Origin of the sequence: Aquabacterium sp. A7-Y (genome assembly GCF_026153205.1) — a bacterium.
In the GTDB taxonomy this organism is placed as follows: domain Bacteria; phylum Pseudomonadota; class Gammaproteobacteria; order Burkholderiales; family Burkholderiaceae_C; genus Caldimonas.
This window is the reverse complement of sequence record NZ_JAPFBW010000029.1, coordinates 1-18,877: the sequence shown is the minus strand read 5'-3', so window position 1 is coordinate 18,877 and position 18,877 is coordinate 1. Positions and strand designations below refer to the sequence as shown.

The 18,877-nt window shown below is 63.1% G+C and carries 10 protein-coding genes and 2 pseudogenes; 4 read left to right on the top strand and 8 right to left on the bottom strand.

What is annotated here, in order from left to right; genetic code table 11:
- Positions 1-20 precede the first annotated feature (20 nt).
- The gene (locus tag OOT46_RS22800) at positions 21-2,573 is read left to right on the top strand and encodes an RHS repeat-associated core domain-containing protein (protein ID WP_265405922.1); all 2,553 of its coding nucleotides are present in this window, start codon (positions 21-23) and stop codon (positions 2,571-2,573) included.
- Positions 2,574-2,592: 19 nt separating this feature from the next.
- Positions 2,593-3,333 (top strand): DUF4240 domain-containing protein, encoded by a 741-nt coding sequence (locus OOT46_RS22795; protein WP_265405921.1) that lies wholly within the window; start codon positions 2,593-2,595, stop codon positions 3,331-3,333.
- A gap of 322 nt (positions 3,334-3,655) precedes the next feature.
- Here the strand turns inward: OOT46_RS22795 and OOT46_RS31010 are convergent, their stop codons facing one another.
- A complete protein-coding gene (locus tag OOT46_RS31010) occupies positions 3,656-4,231 on the bottom strand; it encodes a SymE family type I addiction module toxin (protein WP_416136243.1) in 576 nt (191 codons plus the stop codon).
- Positions 4,232-4,618: 387 nt separating this feature from the next.
- Between OOT46_RS31010 and OOT46_RS22790 the strand changes: the two genes are divergently transcribed.
- Positions 4,619-6,478: a diguanylate cyclase domain-containing protein gene (locus OOT46_RS22790; RefSeq protein WP_265405920.1), complete on the top strand. Its 1,860-nt coding sequence runs from the start codon at positions 4,619-4,621 to the stop codon at positions 6,476-6,478.
- Between the two features lie 413 nt (positions 6,479-6,891).
- Positions 6,892-7,638, top strand: a pseudogene (locus tag OOT46_RS22785) (IS256 family transposase); the annotation flags it as partial.
- 332 nt (positions 7,639-7,970) lie between these two features.
- Here OOT46_RS22785 and OOT46_RS22780 read toward each other — a convergent pair.
- From OOT46_RS22780 to OOT46_RS22750, 7 genes and pseudogenes are all read right to left on the bottom strand, one after another.
- On the bottom strand, positions 7,971-9,356 hold the full coding sequence (locus OOT46_RS22780) for a response regulator (protein ID WP_265405919.1): 1,386 nt from the start codon (positions 9,354-9,356) through the stop codon (positions 7,971-7,973).
- Entirely contained in the window at positions 9,343-10,500 is a 1,158-nt protein-coding gene (locus OOT46_RS30800) for an ATP-binding protein (RefSeq protein WP_322114283.1), read from the bottom strand. Before OOT46_RS30800 ends, OOT46_RS22780 begins: the two co-directional genes overlap by 14 nt.
- Before the next feature lie 431 nt (positions 10,501-10,931).
- Complete coding sequence (locus OOT46_RS22770) at positions 10,932-12,689, bottom strand: diguanylate cyclase domain-containing protein (protein ID WP_265405918.1); 1,758 nt, start codon at positions 12,687-12,689, stop codon at positions 10,932-10,934.
- 14 nt (positions 12,690-12,703) lie between these two features.
- Positions 12,704-14,107, bottom strand: a complete 1,404-nt coding sequence (locus OOT46_RS22765; RefSeq protein WP_265405917.1) for a PhnD/SsuA/transferrin family substrate-binding protein — start codon at positions 14,105-14,107, stop codon at positions 12,704-12,706.
- Between the two features lie 286 nt (positions 14,108-14,393).
- Positions 14,394-15,517: pseudogene (locus OOT46_RS22760) on the bottom strand (IS256 family transposase).
- Positions 15,518-15,904: 387 nt separating this feature from the next.
- The gene (locus tag OOT46_RS22755) at positions 15,905-18,175 is read right to left on the bottom strand and encodes a hybrid sensor histidine kinase/response regulator (RefSeq protein ID WP_265405916.1); all 2,271 of its coding nucleotides are present in this window, start codon (positions 18,173-18,175) and stop codon (positions 15,905-15,907) included.
- Between the two features lie 251 nt (positions 18,176-18,426).
- Positions 18,427-18,786 carry a response regulator gene (locus OOT46_RS22750; RefSeq protein ID WP_265405915.1) on the bottom strand — a complete coding sequence of 120 codons (360 nt, stop codon included), beginning with the start codon at positions 18,784-18,786 and terminating at the stop codon, positions 18,427-18,429.
- Positions 18,787-18,877: the final 91 nt, after the last annotated feature.

Below are 18,877 nucleotides of genomic sequence, written 5' to 3'. Positions count from 1 at the left end.
CCCTTTCGGGAGAGGACCTCATGACCACCCTCGGCACACCGCGGCAATGGGCGCAGCGCGCCCTGGTGACCGCCCTGGTCGCAGCCCAGGTGCTGCCCCTGTCGGCCTGGGCGCAGACCCCGCCCACCCAGACCACCACCACCCACTACGAATACGACGCTGAAGGCAATCGCACCAAGATCACCGACCCGCGCTCGCAGGTCACCACCCAGAGCTACGACAGCCTCTACCGCCTCAAACAGCAGGTGCTGCCGGTGCCGGCCACCGGCGCCGGCACCCCGGTCGTCGACTACACCTACGACAAACGCGACCAGCTCACCGGCGTCACCGACCCGCGCCGCAACACCACCAGCTACGGCGTCGACGGCCTGGGCAACCCGGTCAACCTGATCAGCCCCGACACCGGCACCACCACCATCACCAAGGTCGATGCCGCGGGCAATGTCACCGAGCTGACGAACTCACGCGGGCAGAAGATCTTCTACGCCTACGACAGCTTGAACCGCCCCACCACCATCACCTGGCCGGGCGGCGGCAAGACGGTTTACGGCTATGACGCCTACAGCACCACCGCCGGGGCCGAGAACTACGGCCGTGGCCAGCTCACCAGCCTGACCGAGCTCAACCCCAGCGCTGTGCAGACCAGCCGCCTGGAGTTTGCGTATGACGCGAAGGGTCGGCTGCTGCGGCGCTGCCAGCTTTGGGGTGCGGCCACCACGTGTACGGCCGCCGACACCCTGAGCTACCGCTGGGGCAGCAGCGGCTCCCAGGCCGGCCGGCTGCTGGGGCTGACCTATCCCTCCGGCCGAAAGGTCGACTACCAGTACGACGCCCAAGGGCGCGTCAGCGGCATCACCACCACCGACCCTGGCGGCAGCACACCGCAGGCGGTGGTCAGCGCAGTGCAATACCAGCCGCTTGGCGCTGTCAGCTACGCGGTCAAGAGCTTCAACTACGGCAACGGCAGCACGGCTCCGGTGCAGCGCTACAGCCGCAGTTTCGACATCGATGGGCGGATTACCGGCTTCACGCTCGGCCAAGGGGCTACGGGCATCTCGCCCGAGCAGGCGCAGTACACGATCGTCTACGATCCGGCCAGCCGCATCACCGAGATCCGCACCGGCCCGGCGGCCACTCCCACGAAGGTGACCTACGGCTATGACAACCTCGACCGGCTGACCCAGGCGGTGCTGCCCACCGCCACCTACAGCTACGCCTACGACCTCAACGGCAACCGCACCCAGCGAGTGCTCAGCGGGGCCGGGGCCAGCACCACCACCTACACCTACCCAACCACCAACAACCGGCTGCAGAGCGTGCAGCAGGACAGCAATCCAGCGCAGGCCCTCACGACGGATGCCACCGGCAACATCACCGTCGATCCGGCCAACCCGCTGGGCACCATCAACTACGCCTACACCACCAGCGAGGGGCTGGTGGCCACCGGCCGCTTGAATGTGAGTTATGGGCCGATGGCGCGGCATGTCTACAGTCACAACGGGCTGGGGCAGCGCATTCGCAAGGCCGGCTCGACCCTCACCTCGGGCGCCGTCACCTACAGCCCACCGGCCTATGTCGGCTCCAGCGATACCTACTTCCATTACGACCAGGGTGGGCAGCTCATCGCCGAGCGAGATGCGAATCAGCTGGTCAAGCGTGAGTACATCTGGCTCGGGAATCTACCGGTAGCTGTCGTCACTGGAATAACGCCAACACAGCCGGTCCGCAGCGCAGGCACGTTAGTAAACCCGCCGCAGGTACGCTATATACATAGCGACCACTTGAACACTCCTCGAACGATTACTGACGCCACGGGGGCCAAGCGCTGGGAGTGGCCGGTTTTGAGCGAGCCCTTCGGGATTGCAGCAGCCAACTCCGCGCCACAAGGGCAAGTCAGTGCGCAGCGGTTGGACTTCCACCTGCGCTTCCCAGGCCAATACTTCGACCAGGAAACTGCTACAGCCTATAACTATTTTCGCACCTATAGTCCTCACTCCGGACGGTATCTCCAAAGTGACCCCGTTGGCTTGGATGCGGGACTAAATACCTTCAGCTACGTTGACTCCAATCCTTCTACGGAGTCAGATCCGACGGGACTGATCGGCCTCCGCGGAGGACGTTTCGGCAGAGGCGGGGGAGCCGGAGGGGTAGGGTCAGGGGCAGGATTTAGCTTCGGTGGCGGCAACCGTGGCGACGATGGCGGGAGCGATCGAAGCCGCGACACGGCCGACAATAGTCGAAGCCGGGGGAACGAGTGCATTCTCTACAACATCGTTGACTGTGTTGGGGAGGTGATCTATGTGGGCATTACAGAGCGAGATCCACGACAGAGAGAGTATGAACACCGAAACAAACCTGATGGGAAGATCAGGCAATATGAATGCGATCGGTGCAGGCTAACCTACGAGGAGAGGCGCCAATATCAAACTCGTGCTGAGTGCGAGAATGCGGAGAGGCGAGAGATTCAATACTATAGACCATTCGCAAACATCAGCCACAATCCGGATAGCGGAATGGAGCGATACAGAAAATGGCAGGAGTGGTACTCCAATCGCTGCACACCTTGTCAATAATTCAATAAGGATTTCGACAATGGATAAAGTTGATCTCTGGACTTGGCTCGACGAAATACTTCGAGAAGAAGCAATACAGTCGATACAGAGCCGTATCTCTACGTCGATCCGCGCGATGAAACTAGAAAAGCACCTATCGATCGCCGGCGCGTACAAACTAGCATGCAAGGAACTCGATCATCTAGAGTGCTGGGAAGCGGGAAGCCTAATAAATGGCAGACCGCTTGGTGACGATTCGTTCGAGTACTTTAGAAACTGGATCATATTGCAAGGCAAAGAGCTTCACCGCCAAATTGCCTCAAATCCGGACTCACTCGCAACGGCAACTTTCCGATTCGGAACGCTCGATCATCCATTTTTTGAAGAATTGAGCAATTTGGGGACCATCGGTGAAATCGATACACAAAGACTAGGATCGCTTGACTCAGTATCCGCTTACGCGCTTTTACCAGATTCTCCAGCGCTCTGGGATTGGAAAGATGCGGATGTTTCCCGCTGGCATCTCAAGCTTCCATTATTATGGTCTCGGTTCGGTTCAAAATTTCAGCCCAACCATGAGGAAATGGAAGCTAAAGTAGAGTGCGCACTGGTGCCTGGCCTCGGCTTAATCCGTGTTGGAGACAGGGTCCTTCATACTAAAGGGTTCGGGGAGGGACGTGTGCTCGAGGTAATTTCCGTCGACGGCGCCTGCCGAATTGAGTTTTCTACAGGAGTGAAAGTCATGCCGCTTTCACCTCGGTTCTTCGAATTGTTGAACTGAAGTTTGGCGAGTACCTGATTCCAGCCAGCAGGTCGTGCATTTTTTGATATTTGCACGTCCTGGAAGTCCCTCGATTCATTCCTGCGGCATGCAATTACATCAACGAAGAAGAATGCATAGTGACTTGCAACAACGAGGAAACCAGTCACGGAAGGTCAAATTGTCATTTATCAAGGCTTAAAGGTATAAACACCGACGATTATTCAGCCAAGGGGCCACCGCGGCGGTGCAGTAGACTGGCTCAATAACTGTGGACGCTTCGATCGACCGGCAACTCAAGTCGCCGGCCGCCGCTGGTTAGGCACTACAGCGATTCCCGGGTTCAGTCCGTGGTCAACACGAGGCAGCCGGCCATGATCCTGATCCGCACTCGCGCCTGGATGCTGAAGCCCGCAGCTTCGAGCCATCTGCCGCTCAGGCGTATCCAAGGCACTTTGTAGTCGCCAGCCTGCTTGTACGCTCCGGGTCCCGACTTGTCGTAGGAGCGGAACGTATACGACACGGTGACGTGCCGTTCCCATTTGGGTAACTTGATTGTGGGCGAGGCTACGCCCGGCCTATGATTGTCATCAGCCACGATTGACTTCCTGGGTAGGTTGGTTGTGGTTAGCTGGCCTGGGGTGTTTCCCGCACCTTCAGGCCGGCGCCTTGCGGCGGTTGCCGCGGGGGACACGATAAAGGGACTCGGCGGCGCAGGGAAGGGAAAGATCGGGGTCCCGCCGCCCGGGCGCCGGAGGTCGCCCTCGCGGTCCCGCCCTACCCCGCAGACGCCCGCGCAACACCGCAGCAGAGTTTGAGTACGGGCCGTCAGTCCTGCACCAAGACACAACGCCCAACCGCTCTCGGTTGGGCGTTTTGCTTTGGGCGTGTCCCGCGACGGCGCGGGGTTCCGGGCCATTCTGCGTAGGCCACGTCTGCGCTCTTCTCGCCCGTTTTTGCCCGGTTTCGACTCTCTTTTCCTCTCTCTTCTCTAAAAAGTAGGGCAACTTCTTCGCTCTGGCCTACGCAGAAGTCGTTTGCCGACGCGGACTTACGCGAAGGCCACAGAGAGCGGTTTTCCACCTCGCTTGCTCTACCACAGACGGAGAGAAAACGGCAGGCAGCGGGCGACGAGACCGACATGTATCGCGGCGCACGGGATTTAAGATGATGCGGGCAATTTCGAAGAGCCGATGTCACGCATGCAGACCAGCATGGGGTCCAACAGGATCCTGGACGGAATCGGTTTCGGTATGCCCGTTTTGTTTAGCGCCGTTCTTGGGGATCGGCGCCCTCGGCAGCGCGGATGAACAAGATTCTCCAACCCAGTGAAACGTCTGTCCGGCAGCTGGCCTACTGGCTGGTGGCGGGCAACATCGTCATGGCCGCAATCCTCATGGCTGCCACGTGGTCGGCGCTCGATTCGAGTGCCAGGGCCCACGCTGACCGTGCACGGCAGGCCACCGAAAACCTGACCGACAGCCTGAGCGCGGAAATCGGCGCGGAGCTCAAGCAAATCGACAATGCGCTGGCGACTGTCGCGCTGCAGGCTCAGCGGGCAAGTTCGAACGCCGCCGAGCGGCGGACGACGATAGAGCGCGGCATCGCCGACCAGCTCGCGCTCATACCTCAAGTTGACACGATGCGGGCGACGGACGCTGAAGGGAATGTGGTCTATGGCATCGTCGCCGGTGCGGCCCCTGTCAACGTCGCGGACCGTGACTACTTCAAAGCAGCAGTACGCGGTGCCTCCGGTCTGATCGTGTCCGAGCCATTGCAGGGCCGCATCATCCGAACCTGGGGCATCATCCTGGCGAGGCGCTTGCAGGATGCCGATGGCCACTTTGCAGGCGTCGTGTACACCAACCTGTCGACCGCGCACTTCATGCAAGAGTTCAAGCGTTTCTCTTTGGGCAGCACCGGCGCCATTTCTCTGCGATCGAAGGAAATGCGCTTGGTGGCCCGATATTCGGCGAAAGAGCCGGAATCGACGAAGGGGTTGGGCGAAGTACTCGTGTCGTCCGAACTGCAACGACTGATCGCGGTGCAGCCGAAACACGGCTGGTATCGTGCAAAAACGGCGCTCGATGGCGTCGAGCGGATCACCGCCTACCGGCAGTTGAACGGAGGCTCGATGACCGTTCTGGCCGGCTTGGCGACAGAGGACTTCCTCGCCGACTGGCGCCAGGAATTGGCGCAGCAGGTCGTGCTGGTAAGCGCCATCATCGTCGCCATGGGCGGCTTCTCGGTCGTCATCTTCTTACAGCACCGGCGCGAGCACGCGGCCCGTTCTGAACTGGCCCGGCTAGCGGCCGAACAGCATGTCATGCTGGACAACGAGTTGATCGGCATGGCAAAGATCAAGGATCGGAAGATCGTCTGGAAGAACCGAGCCATGGAGCGGCTCTTCGGATACGAGGGGAGTGAGCTGTCAGGCGCTTCCGCACGGCAGCTCTTGGAGGATGAAGCCGCGTACCTGGAGCAGGGAAAGCTCGCGGCAGCGTCGATGCGGGAAGGCGGGGCCTATCGCGCGCAAGTCCGAATGCGTCACAAGAGCGGGCGTTCCATCTGGATCGACCTGGCCGGCGCCAAGCTGTCACAGGAGGATTCGCTATGGATGCTGGCGGACATCACCGCGCTCAAGGCAAGTGAGGAAAAGGCGCAGCACTTGGCGTTGCACGATCCGCTCACCGGCCTTGCGAATCGCTTGCTCTTCAGGGAACGCCTGGACTACATCTTGACGGACACCAAGCGCAGCGGTGAGACAGCTGCGGTCTGTTATCTCGACCTTGACGGGTTCAAGCAGGTGAACGACGGGCTCGGCCACGATGCCGGAGACGTCGTGCTGCGCGAGGTCGCTGCGCGAATTTTGGCATGCGTGCGCGCTAACGACGTGGTCGCCCGGTTGGGGGGTGACGAATTCGCACTCGTGCTCACACATCTCGGTGAGGCGGGCGAAGTCGACGTCGTACTGCATCGGCTGGTTGACTCCGTGGGCCAGCCGATTGCGCTGCCCGAAGGGTCGTCCGTGAGAGTCGGCGCGAGCATCGGAGTCGCAATGACACCCAACCATGGCAACGACTCTGCAACGCTGATGAAGCTGGCAGACACCGCCATGTACCGCTCGAAGAAGTCGGGCAAGGGCCAGATCTCCGTTCACGCATAGGCTGCTAGGCCGCTTGCCGCGAGGGAGACACGCGGAAGTCCTTGCCGACGCGGATTTACGCGAGGGTCAAAGAGAGCGGTTTTCCAAGGCCCTGGTGTACCAGGAGAAGCATCGACTGCGTACAGGTCGCCAGTGGCCGACGGCCCTCAGCACACAACTCGAACGCTGACCGACGGCTAGAACATGCAGTCAGCGGCTTTCGCCCGTTCAGCCGGAAGTGGCTCTGAGAGCGCGTCCGCTGTGACGCTGACGTCCCTAGAAGTGGTGTAACTCCTGAATTGCGGCAAGGCGCGTAGGGCGAAGCCCGAAGCGGCTTGCCGCATGGCGATGACTGCCTCCATGGGAGGGTCATCGTGGTCCTTGGATATGGTTGAGGTGCGACCCACCAACCTGTCCCCAAGGAGAGATCCACGATGACCACCCCCACTCTCGCATTGAGCGAGCTGCTGGAGAAGGGAGCCGACATCGACATGCTGCGCCAGAGGGTTCAGTTCATGGCGCAGCGGCTGATGGAGCTGGACGTTGAGGCGCTCTGCGGTGCTGGCTACGACGAGAAGAGCGCCAAGCGGCTGAACAGCCGCAACGGTTATCGGGATCGGGCCTGGGAAACGCGAGCCGGGCGCATCGAGCTCAAGCTACCCAAGCTGCGCCAGGGCAGCTACTTCCCGGGCTTCCTGGAGCCGCGGCGCACTGCGGAGAAGGCGCTGGCGGCGGTGATCCAGGAGGCCTACGTGCAGGGCATCTCCACCCGCTCGGTGGACGAGGCGGTCAAGGCGCTGGGCATGAGCGGGGTCTCCAAGAGCCAGGTCTCGCGGCTGTGCGATGAGCTGGATGAACGGGTGGGCGCCTTCCTGAACCGCCCGCTGGAAGGCGACTGGCCCTACCTATGGATCGACGCGACGTACGTGAAGACCCGCGAGGCCGGGCGTATCGTCAGCGTGGCGGTCATAGTGGCAGTGGCAGTCAACACCAACGGCCAGCGCGAGGTATTGGGCTTGAAGGTCGGCCCCAGCGAAGCCGAGCCGTTCTGGACGGAGTTCCTGCGCAGCCTGGGCCGGCGGGGCTTGCGCGGCGTGAAGCTAGTCATCAGCGATGCACACGAAGGCCTGAAGGCCGCGGCCGCCAAGGTCCTGAAGACGACCTGGCAGCGCTGCCGGGTGGAGCAGAACGACGAATGGAGTTTGCAGCGGCGTTATATGCAGCTTGAGGGCTTGCAGTACGTGAAATCGAGGCAGGGTCAGTCGAGGTGCTGGACCGTCTCAAACCACCTTCTCGTGCGGCAGCATCGCCTTGCAGACAGTCGTTATCGTCCTGCCTGATCCAGCTCGCCCGACTCGGCGGGTACTTGGCCCGCGCTTCGGATCCGCCGCCAGGCAATACCGTCATCTGGCGAGGAATGGCACGACTTGCTGATATCCAGTTCGGCTACTCACTTCGGCCTTAAAGATGTGGGTAAGAGCAAGATTGACCGGACGCTCGCGTTGGCCAGCGATCAGGTGATCTTGCCGTCATCGTCGGATGCCGGGGCGCCGCGTAGACAACCATAGCGGCGAAGCACGTCTTCCAGCAGCGGTAGGTCGAGCGGCTTGGTCATGAACGCATCCATCCCGGCCGCAATACATTGATCCCGGTCCGCGCCACTTGCGTAGGCCGTGGCCGCGACGATCGGGAACCGAGGAATTGCGCCCCTCGCCTGGAGCCGGCGCAGTTCTGCGGTCGCCTGCAGGCCGTCCATCACCGGCATTTGCACATCCATCAGGACCAGGTCGGGCACGCGCAGCCGTGCCAGCGCCAAAGCCTCCTGTCCGTCCGAGGCCAAGAACGATTCGCATCCGAAGGCCTTGAGCATCCCGGACGCAACCAGCTGATTGACGGGATTGTCATCAACGACCATCACCAGCGGCCGTCGTGCGGCGTTCGTCCTTGGGTCGGCTCCTCCGTGGAGCACGTGCGGGTGCTGGCGGCGCTGGCGCTGCAACGCGTGGACCGACAGGCTCTGGATCTCCAGGGGGCTGAGCGGCAAGCGCACCCGCAGCAATCCGTCATGGCTCGCCGCGGCATCCCCAGCTTGCGCGACACAGAGCACTAGCGGAACGTCGGCGGGGAGCGCCGTCTGTAGCCGCATTACCTCCTGATGTGTCATTTGCGGCGACTCGACCGCGATGACCAATGCAGGCTCGCCATTCCCTGCCCCGTTCCGAAGGGCCGCCTCGGCGTCCCCAACAGAATGAAACAGTCGTGGGTGCCATCGAAGGCGCTCGAAGCGAGCTGCGAGTAGCTCGTAGCGTTGGGCACGGGCCGCGAGAATCCACACCACCGCCCCGCCTGCGTCGATGTCTTCACCGGCGGGCAGATCGCCCTGCACCGCAGGAAACGACAGCGATACACCGCAGCCCTCCCGAGGCGATGCCATGTAGGTCATCACCAACCCGCTCGCCAGGCAAATCGCCCGGCGCATCGTGATGCCGCGATGGACGTCACCAAAGCGTTCTTCCCGATCGAGCAACACTTGTCCGTCGAACAGCCGTTCGAACTCGTCCGCCTGTAGCCGCCAGCCTGTACCGGCGATGCTCACGTGAACCAGCGCCATGGGCCCGCGCTGCGGCACACCACCGGCGATCGCTTCTGCCGTCAGCACCACGCAGCCGCTGCTTGTCCCCTCGATGGCGCATCCGATCAAGTTTGCGATGTACTGTTCGAGAACCTGTTCTGACACCCTGCTCGCAACCTGTGGACCGACATAGTCGTACAGGAACGCCAGACCTCGTGAACGCGCGCTTGGCATGGCGGCTTGGCACAACCCGGTCAACAGCTGACAGACCATGATGGGACGAGAATGGCTGACAGGCGGTTTGCCCATGTCATCAAGAACGGCCATGGGACGCGGAGCGGGTGATGTCAGCAAATCCGGAGACGGGTCCGGACCACAATTGCAGGACGACGGAAAACCGCGAGCCGACCCCTGCGGAGCTGCTCACAAGGATACGTCCACCCATCCCCTCGACGAGGTGCTTCGACAGCACCAAGCCGATGCCTGTACCCTCGATCTTGCTCCGCTCCTGACCAAGCCGGTTGAAGGGCGTGAAAAGCTTGGCAAGTTGATCTGGCTCCAGCCAGCGGGACTCATACCGCCCGATCCACCGAGCGCCGAGCGCGCCGGCGACCAGAAAAAGCGCAACCGAGATGCCGACCACCCACAGCGCCCCTGCGCCGATGCCCATGCCTGCGAGTTCGCTGACGAGAAGCCTGAGCCACGCCATGAGGGCGGGAAACAGCGCAGCGAGCACGACCACGCCTGCCATGAATCGGGTACCGACCGGCGCTGTAGCCTGTCGCCAGGTCGTCCCCTGTCGAGCCGCGTGCAGCGCAAGCACTGAGATCCCCATGGTGAGGAGTGCGGTGCTCGAGACGAGGCTGATGGAGCCGACTTCCTGCAACAGGTAGCCGGAACTCGTCGGGTCGTGCAGCAGCACCAGGGAGGACACGTAAGGCAACAACAGCGCGCCTGTCGCGGCGCAAAAGCCGAATCGGCGGACAGTGGCACCGTGCTCCTGCGAGAGGATCATCAGCGAGATCGATGTCAGGATCACGACGATGGCGGCCGGGAACCCCATCCGCCCCGGATAGCGCGTGCCGCTGTCGCTGGGGCTGGGGTTGAACCAGTGGTCGATGCCCAGATCCACCTTCCCCAGATACTCGGCCGCGATTGCCGTGCCAATGCATGCAGAGAACAAGCAGAGTGCAAGAACGAGGCCCGAGCGCCTCCGTGCGCTCCTTGCGCTCCTTGCAATCGCGATGACGGAGGTGGAGATCGCCAGGAGGCACAGCGCGGTAGTGCCTTGCATGTCGGTGAGAGCCGCCACCAGTCCGCTCATGGGGACATGCTCTATCGGCAGCACTCGCGCGAGCAGGCCACCGGCAGAGGTGAGCGCGGTAGCCGCGGCCGTTGCGACAGCCAGTCGCAGCGGCAGGTTCCGCCCGGCGTTGGGCGTCTTCTTGCCACGTTCCAAGTCGTACTGCATCGCGTTCCGCGTGAGAAATGGGAAGCCCGACTAGATGAGCACGCTGCGTGCCAAGCTGCGAGCGGACGCTTTGCCGTGTCGGCCGCGAGGCCCATCCTGTATGGGCCGCTAGCCTGCGACGGCGAGGACGGATAGCAGCAGTTCTTGCAGAAATGAAGACACGTGCTCACGCCGGGATTCAATCCGGCGCGAGGCGTGTGTGAATGACGGCATGGTTGGAATTGCGCGACGGGCGGCATGACCCGCGAGGGATCTGCCAGGACCGTCAAAGACCTCCTCGATACAGCCCTTGGTGGCGTCGACTTCGCCCTTCCTCATCCAACCGGTCATGGCAGCATGACGCCAACCGATCCGGGAAGAAGCGAAGTCGACCGTGAACGCGCAGGTGGACGAGATCGTCCTCGACCCGTTATACCGAGGATCCCCGCTTCTTACCCGAATCCCGCCGTGGGGCTGGGCAACGAGCTGCGGGACTCTTCAGACCCGGCCTCCATCTTGACTGCCGGCGTCGAGGGTTCCCAGACGTGTGCTCGGCACTTGCCTGCACGTTTCGCCCCGTACAACGCTTCATCAGCGTCGGCCAGAAGGTCTGCGGGGTCGCCTTCCTCAGCATTGTCGACGATCCTCACGCCTGCGCTGACCGAGATCTCTGCTATAGCCGCGCCTAGCGGGTACGGCCGGCTGCCAGCATCGATGATCTTTGCCGCGACATGTCGAACATCTGCCGCATCGGTCACACCTTCCAGCAGCACCACGAACTCGTCTCCACCCAAGCGAGCAACGAGGTCAGATGCACGTACGCAGACCTTAACTCGGCGCGCAAAGGATCGCAGGACCTCGTCGCCGGCCGGGTGGCCCAGCCGATCGTTGACTGCCTTGAACCCGTCCAGGTCAAGGTACAGGATGGCGATCTTCCTGTTCGAACGGATGGCTCTGGCCTGGGCCGGCGGGATGGCCAGCAACGCCGCACGCCGGTTGGGCAACATGGTGAGGGCGTCTTCCATCGCCAGGGCTTGCAGCTGTGCTTCCAGCGACTTGCGCTCGCTGATGTCACGCATGAAGGCGTCAAAGAACCTGGTTCCGTCGCGCCGGTTTCGCACCCGTACCGCCACTTCCACCGGGAACGTCGTACCGTCGCGGCGCCAGCCTTTGAGTTCCGCTCGGCGATCGACCATACGCGTCGCTCCGCCATGCTCCAGGTAACGACGCATCCAGCCGGGGTGCATGCCCCGCATCTCGGGCGGCATGATGAGTTCAGCGAGCGGCGCCCCGATCGCCTCCTGACGGCTCCAGCCGAACGTTTGCTCCGCGGCCCTGTTCCAGTTCACGACGCGCCCGTCATCCGACACGCTCACGAAGGCGTCATTCGCCTGTTCGAGGATCGCGACCAGTGCTTCCTCGCTTTCCCCCAGGGCGGCCGTGCGCTGTTCAACGCGAGATTCAAGTTCCTGATTGGCCGCCCGCAGTTCATTTTCTCGAGCGGCAAGAGCGTCGAGCATCTCGTTGAACGATGCTCCCAAGCGTCCGATTTCGTTGTGCTCGGCTGCGGCGCGCACGTTGCGGTCCCCTCGACCAGTCGCATCTGCAACCTTGATCAGATCGTATAGGCCGCGGGTGGTGCTGCGTGCCATCCAAACCGCGAGGACGACGCCGAGTGCTACCGCCAGGGCCGCAAGACCGAGACCTTCGATGGTCACCTTGTGGAGTTGCTCGTTCACGCCCTCCATGCCCGCGGCGAAACGTACCCAGCCGAGCAACTTGCCCTTCCACAGCACCGGCGCAGCAACGTCCAGAACCTGGCCGTCGTCGACCAGCACCGCTGCGGTCAGTGGGCCGTCGAGCATCCTGCGCGTCTCACGGTCGGTCATGTACATACCGACGCGTGTTAGCTGGGTGTGAGCCACGATGCGCCCGGTGGGGTCGAGCACGGCTGCATAGCGCAGCTCGGGGTATGACACAAACCCTTGAATGATCTCCTGCGCGGCCGCGAGGTCGGCACTCAGCAGGTCGTTGACGGCATGCTGCGCGATGCCCTGTGTCAAGCTCATGCTGCGCTGAACATGTCGCTCATGAAGAAAGCGCTGTTGTCCGATGACAAGGTGCGCGACGAACAGCGCCATGAGCACGGCGTGCACGAGAGCGACCCCGGCTGCGAGCCGCACGCGGAATGAACGGCGCTGTTGCAGCACTTGGTGTATTCCGATCAGTTCCAGCCTACCGGCCGAATGTCGCGCTCGAAGTTCCGCACGAAGAGGCGCACCTTGTCATACACGCCGGCGTCCGCAGCTTCGAAACCGCGGATTTCCATGCGCGAGAGCATCGAACGGCCGCCGCTCTCGGTTGCAAGCGACAAAAGCGCTTCCCTGATTTTCGCAGCCAAGACATCGTTGACGTCCGGCCGGACCATGATGGAGTTGTTCACCAGAGGCTCTGTCTCCCACTTCACCATCACTTGTGAGGCAAGGTGCGGCTGCTCCTGCTGGAAGCTGCGCCAGGCCTGCGGCCATGTGCCGGCCGCCGTCGTCTTGCCCAGCACGAGGTTGAGGATCGAGCTTTCTTGAGTACCGGCGTAGATCTTCGTCAGCGACCCCATGTCCACGCCGTGGTCGTGCAGCCAACGCTGCGGCAGGAGCGTTGCTGCCAGGGCGGTCGGTGCGGGAAAGCTCGCCGACTTTCCGTTCAGATCCGTGGGCCGTTGCACGCCGCCATCCTTGCGCACGAGAATCAAACCTCGGAAGTCCCGATCGTCGGCCACTTTTGCAATCACCCGGTAGCCATGCTTTTCGGCCATCACCGTTTGGTAGGGGTTGGGCAGCGCGACATGAACCTTCCGATCGCGCAGCTTCTGTTCGAATGCCCCGTAGCTGGAAGAAGCCTCGAGAGCGAACCGGGTGCCAGGTATGCGGGTGTTCAAGTAGTCGACGAGCGGCTGGTACAGCGTCACCAGCTTCTGCGGGCCGTGCAGAGGGTGCACCGCAACGGTCACGACATCGGCCTCCGGCGCCAGGGGCTCCGCCGAGAACGTCGGTTCGTAGCCTGTCTTCTCGGCGCCGCAGCCCGCGAGTGTCGCCACCAGGGCGCAGGACAGCCGGGCAATGGCAAGACGGATTCTGCAAGCAGCAACCGAGAGCCGACGCGTTGGTCGAAGAGGGGCGGGAGCGAACATGTCAGCGTAGAAGCCGGGGGAGAGTTTGGGCAAGACTTTTGGAATGCTCCCACGCGCGCACGAGCCGGAACGTTCGAAAAGCGGGCGGGCGGCCCCACTTTTCCGATTCGCGGGCGACGAGACGCGCGATGGAACTGAATGGCCGCTGAATGGCGCGACCAGCGTCACATACCGTCTCGTCGAACTTCGGAACTTGTGCGGGTGCCGGGCAGGCTCTCGTCCGCTCGTCGTCGAAACCAAGGTCCACGGGGTGTTGGCCCAATCTTGGCATACCAATGGAATGCGCCGGCCTGGCGCTTGAGCGAACTGCGCCAGCAACCCTCGCAGGCGCCGACCCAGGCGAGCGTCCTTGAAAACGCGCTCGTCCAACTCCTGGTCGATCCAGCTGCTCTGCCCCACCTTGATCGCTTGACCTGCTCTTGTTCCCTGCGAGTTCGCCATGGCAGCCTCCGGCCGTGCCGTACTGCCAAGTTGCGACACGACGCTGAACTCACTAGGAAATCTCAGCGGTTCGGCGCCAACCGCTCACAGATAAGGCGAATTTGTGGGTAAGAGCAAGCCGGTGAACCCGTCTTGAGAAGCGCCGCTGCAGCGATAACGATGCTGCCCAGTTATCAATAGCTGGACGGGATGGAAGCCGAACAGAGTCGCAAGCGCAGGCGCTACGATCGTGTCCCAGCGGGTGGTGTATCTCCGTAGCCTGGAAGAAGGCTGAGATGCACAAGACTCAGCAGGCCACAGCGGGCAGCCGAGTGGGGGCAGTATCGCTGAGCGCCTGCAAGCCCTCAAGCTGCATATAACACCGCTGCAAACTCCATTCGTCGTTCTGCTCCAGCATCACGGCGCCTACCAGGCGGATGATGGCTGCCTCGTTGGGGAAGATGCCAACCACGTCGGTACGTCGCTTGATTTCGGCGTTCAAGCGCTCCAGCGGGTGGGTCAAATGGATCTGCAGCCGGTGTGCCTTGGGGAAGTCCATAAAGGCCAGCACGTCGTGCTCGGCGGCCTCCATAAGTGCGGCCAGCTTGGGGAACTTCTCGCGCAGCTGATCCGCCACTGCCCGCCACTGCTGGTGGGCGGTCTCGGCGCTGTCCTGTGCGAAGACGGTCGCGATGGCGGTCGAGACCATGCGTCGCTGGGCCTTGCCGGCGTGCGCCAGGGCGTTGCGCATGAAGTGAACCCGGCAGCGCTGCCAGGTCGCCTTCAGGACCTTGGCGGCCGCGGCCTTCAGGCCTTCGTGTGCATCGCTGATGACTAGCTTCACGCCGCGCAAGCCCCGCCGGCCCAGGCTGCGCAGGAACTCCATCCAGAACGGCTCGGCTTCGCTGGGGCCGACCTTCAAGCCCAATACCTCGCGCTGGCCGTTGGTGTTGACTGCCACCGCCACTATGACCGCCACGCTGACGATACGCCCGGCCTCGCGGGTCTTCACGTACGTCGCGTCGATCCATAGGTAGGGCCAGTCCCCTTCCAGCGGGCGGTTCAGGAAGGCGCCCACCCGTTCATCCAGCTCACCGCACAGCCGCGAGACCTGGCTCTTGGAGCCCCACTCATGCCCAGCGCCTTCTCCGCAGTGCGCCGCGGCTCCAGGAAGCCCGGGAAGTAGCTGCCCTGGCGCAGCTTGGGTAGCTTGAGCTCGATGCGCCCGGCTCGCGTTTCCCAGGCCCGATCCCGATAACCGTTGCGGCTGTTCAGCCGCTCGGCGCTCTTCTCGTCGTAGCCAGCACCGCAGAGCGCCTCAACGTCCAGCTCCATCAGCCGCTGCGCCATGAACTGAACCCTCTGGCGCAGCATGTCGATGTCGGCTCCCTTCTCCAGCAGCTCGCTCAATGCGAGAGTGGGGGTGGTCATCGTGGATCTCTCCTTGGGGACAGGTTGGTGGGTCGCACCTCAACCATATCCAAGGACCACGATGAACCTCCCATGGAGGCAGTCATCGCCATGCGGCAAGCCGCTTCGGGCTTCGCCCTACGCGCCTTGCCGCAATTCAGGAGTTACACCACTTCTACGGACGTCAGCTCATTCTCACGTCGCGCCAAGATCCTCGACCGGCCACGCGGCGGCATCGTCGTGAATACATCACGATGCTTAACTGGGCGGGGCCCGCACCCTTCCCCGCTGGGTGAACATGCAAGACTGACGGGTGCGGAGTTCCAAATGCCTCTCTGTTAGAACCTCCATAGGACCGCCTGTTGTTTGGCGACTGTCCGAGAGGCCGTGAGATGTCCTGCGGCCACGTTACATGGGAGTTGTAGCAGCTCGAGGCGCTAACCAGCGCCTCAGCATTGACGCGAGCTTGTCCACGGTACAGGGCTTGGTCATGAAGTCGTCCATGCCAGCACGTTGGGTGTCTTCAACGTTGCTGGCCAGCGCGTTGGCGGTCAGCGCAATGATCGGCAGCCGCGGCAGCCCCCGTTGGCGCTCCTGCTCTCTCCATTGCTGAGTCACCTCAGACCCGGACATCCCCGGCAGCATGCAGTCCATCAGCACCAGGTCATAGCGGGTACCACGGAGGCAGATCATCGCGTCCTCGCCATTGACGGCGATATCACAGGAGCAGCCGAGCTTCGCAAGCTGCGCTTCGAGCACCAGGGCGTTGACCGTGTTGTCCTCGACCACGAGGACATGGCGCCGCACCGGGCCAGCAGCTGCTTCGGTGAGAGGCTCTACAAGCCCGAGCGGCATGGCGCCGCTGTGAACGAAGCGAAACTCGGAGGCGTCTTCAGGCACGGGTGACGCAGTCTCCGTCGTGTGGGCCAGCGTCACGGGCAGCTCAACCCAAAAACAGGTACCGCGGCCCAGCGTACTGCGGAAGTCGATGCGGCCCCCCATCAGGTCGACCAGCCGCTTGCAGATCGCCAGGCCCAGGCCGGTGCCGCCAAAGCGGCGGCTCACCGAGCTGTCGACCTGGGCGAAGGGCTGGAAGATCCGGTCACGCGCGTCCTCCGGAATGCCGATGCCCGAGTCGTCGACCTCATAGCGCAACAGGGCGAGCGTGCCGCAGTCCGGCGCTGCCGCAAGACGGAGGCTGACACGTCCTCCTGCAGAGAACTTGATCGCGTTGCTGACCAGATTGGCGAGCACCTGCCGCACACGGTTCGGATCGCCGATCACCGTCGGCGCCACAGACTCTGACACTTCCACGGCCAGCTCGAGCCCCTTCTCCGCGGCATAGCCTTGGAACAGGTCGTGCATCTCGCGCAGCACGTCCGCCGGGCTGAACGCCACCGAGTCGACCCGCAGCTCCCCCGCCTCGATCTTCGAGAGGTCGAGGATGTCATCCATGATGCCCAGCAGGCTGCGCCCGGAGCGCAGGAGTGTCTCAGCCAGTGTTCGCTCGCGGCGCGGCAGGTGCGAGCGGACCAGCAGATCCGCAGTACCGAGAATCCCGTTCAGCGGGGTGCGGATCTCGTGGCTCACGGTGGCAAGGAACTCGGACTTCGTCCGGCTGGCCGCCTCCGCCGCCTCACGCAGCCGCTGCACCTCCGCCAAGTGCCGCTCGCGGCGCCGCTGCCCCCGCAGCAGCGCGCTAAAGGTCGTCGTCAGCAGGGCAGAGGCCACGAGTGCCAGCCCTACGATGACCAGCGCCTGACGGCGCCAGGCGGCCAAGTAAAGCGTTTCGCGCGCGGCCACAGCCACCTGCGCCGGGAAGCCCGGTACCGGCTGCGCCGACATCAGGATGTGTCGTTCGAGGGCGGGCTCAGCATCCCAAGGCCGGTACTCGGCCACGTTATCCGTCGGTCGGTGGGTGCCGGCGGCCAGGCGACCATAAACGCCGTCCCGACGCAAACGCCGGCCCAGACCGTTCTCCTCGTCCGGTGAACGGGCCAGCACGGTCAGATCGTTGCGCAACAGTGTGGTCGCCATGACGTCCTTCTGAGGAGCGCTCCGGTCGAGTCTGAGCGTCGCGTAGAAGCGTACGAAGTAGTCGCAGGACAAACCCACCATGGCAACCCCGATGAACTCGCCTTTCGGCGATTCCAGACGGCGCGACAGGTAGAAGGTCAACTTCCCGTCGACCCGGTTGCGGACGGGCGCGCTAACGTAGGTCTTGCCGGCAGGTTGGGCTTTGGCAGCGGCGAAGCTCTCGCGGTCGCTCAGGTTGATCTTCTGCGTAGGAAAGCCCTGCGAGTGGACCACCATATCGCCCTCGGCGTCGGTGATTGCGACCATGCTGAGGGGCTCGAAGCTCTGCTCGCGCGCGCGCAGCAACTCGTGTTCGGAGTGGGTGCCGAATCGAGCCCGCAGTGCCTTCGAGTCGGGAAGGTGTTGGGCGGCGACGGCTTGAACGACGCCATCGAGCACGAAATCGGCGGCAGAAAACGCCAGCGACGCCTGCTCGGCCAGCGACAGCACAAGATCATCGAGGCGGTCCTCAGCCGCCTCGACGGCCGAACCTCTCAAGTGCAGCACTGCGTACAGCGCCAGAACCAGGACGCCGGTCACGATCCCGATGGCGATGGCGGTGGCCGCCCGGCTTGCGGCCGCCGGCCCGCGGAAGAAGAGCACTTGGGAGCTAGACACGGTTGAAGCTTTCGCCTGCGTTGGCATTCGCCGCTGCGTCTCCTCGGCCCTTCTCACTACAACTCGAGCGGTCACCGTATGGGAAAGAGCAGCCGGCATGCCCGGCGTTGCACGCGTTGTGCGTGATCTGACAGCGGGTGTCGGGTACCGCGCAACCTCCTAACCGCCCAGGCTGAGCAGCGGCGAGGCCTCCAGTCTTGCCTTCCTGCCCACTGGACGGAACGCCAGCGCGCTCATCAAGGCCGGAGGCAGGCCCGCACCTCATCCAACAGCATCTGCGGTTCGATCGGGCGCAGCAGGTAGCGGGCGGCGCCGAGTGCCAGTCCCAGCTTCTGCGATGCCGGATCCCAATGCGTAGCCGACAGGAACATGAAAGGGATGCCACACAACGCGGGATCGGCTTTGACTCGCCGGATGAAGTCGAAGCCGTTGCCGTTGCTCATCCCTACGTCGGAGATGATGAGCGCCGGACGGTGCAGAGCGGCCAGTTCAAGCCCGCGCTGCATGTCGTCGGCAGTGAGCACGTGGTAGCCGTGTGGTTCCAGCAGGTCGCGTTTGAGCTCCAGGTTCATGCGCGTGTCGTCGACGGCCAGCACGGTGGGAGGCGACGCCGGATGAGGGGCCGATGGGCTTGCCGCTGCTGTCGGGGGGCCGGGCGGCGCCCACGTGGCCCCGGGGACCATCGCA

What these genes read in the sequence shown, in the direction of transcription:
- OOT46_RS22765 (WP_265405917.1), bottom strand. Translation starts at nt 14,107, where the DNA reads ATGGCGAACTCGCAGGGAACAAGAGCAGGTCAAGCGATCAAGGTGGGG.
- OOT46_RS22790 (WP_265405920.1), top strand. Translation starts at nt 4,619, where the DNA reads ATGAACAAGATTCTCCAACCCAGTGAAACGTCTGTCCGGCAGCTGGCC.
- OOT46_RS30800 (WP_322114283.1), bottom strand. Translation starts at nt 10,500, where the DNA reads ATGCAGTACGACTTGGAACGTGGCAAGAAGACGCCCAACGCCGGGCGG.
- OOT46_RS22780 (WP_265405919.1), bottom strand. Translation starts at nt 9,356, where the DNA reads ATGGCCGTTCTTGATGACATGGGCAAACCGCCTGTCAGCCATTCTCGT.
- OOT46_RS22795 (WP_265405921.1), top strand. Translation starts at nt 2,593, where the DNA reads ATGGATAAAGTTGATCTCTGGACTTGGCTCGACGAAATACTTCGAGAA.
- OOT46_RS31010 (WP_416136243.1), bottom strand. Translation starts at nt 4,231, where the DNA reads ATGGCCCGGAACCCCGCGCCGTCGCGGGACACGCCCAAAGCAAAACGC.
- OOT46_RS22800 (WP_265405922.1), top strand. Translation starts at nt 21, where the DNA reads ATGACCACCCTCGGCACACCGCGGCAATGGGCGCAGCGCGCCCTGGTG.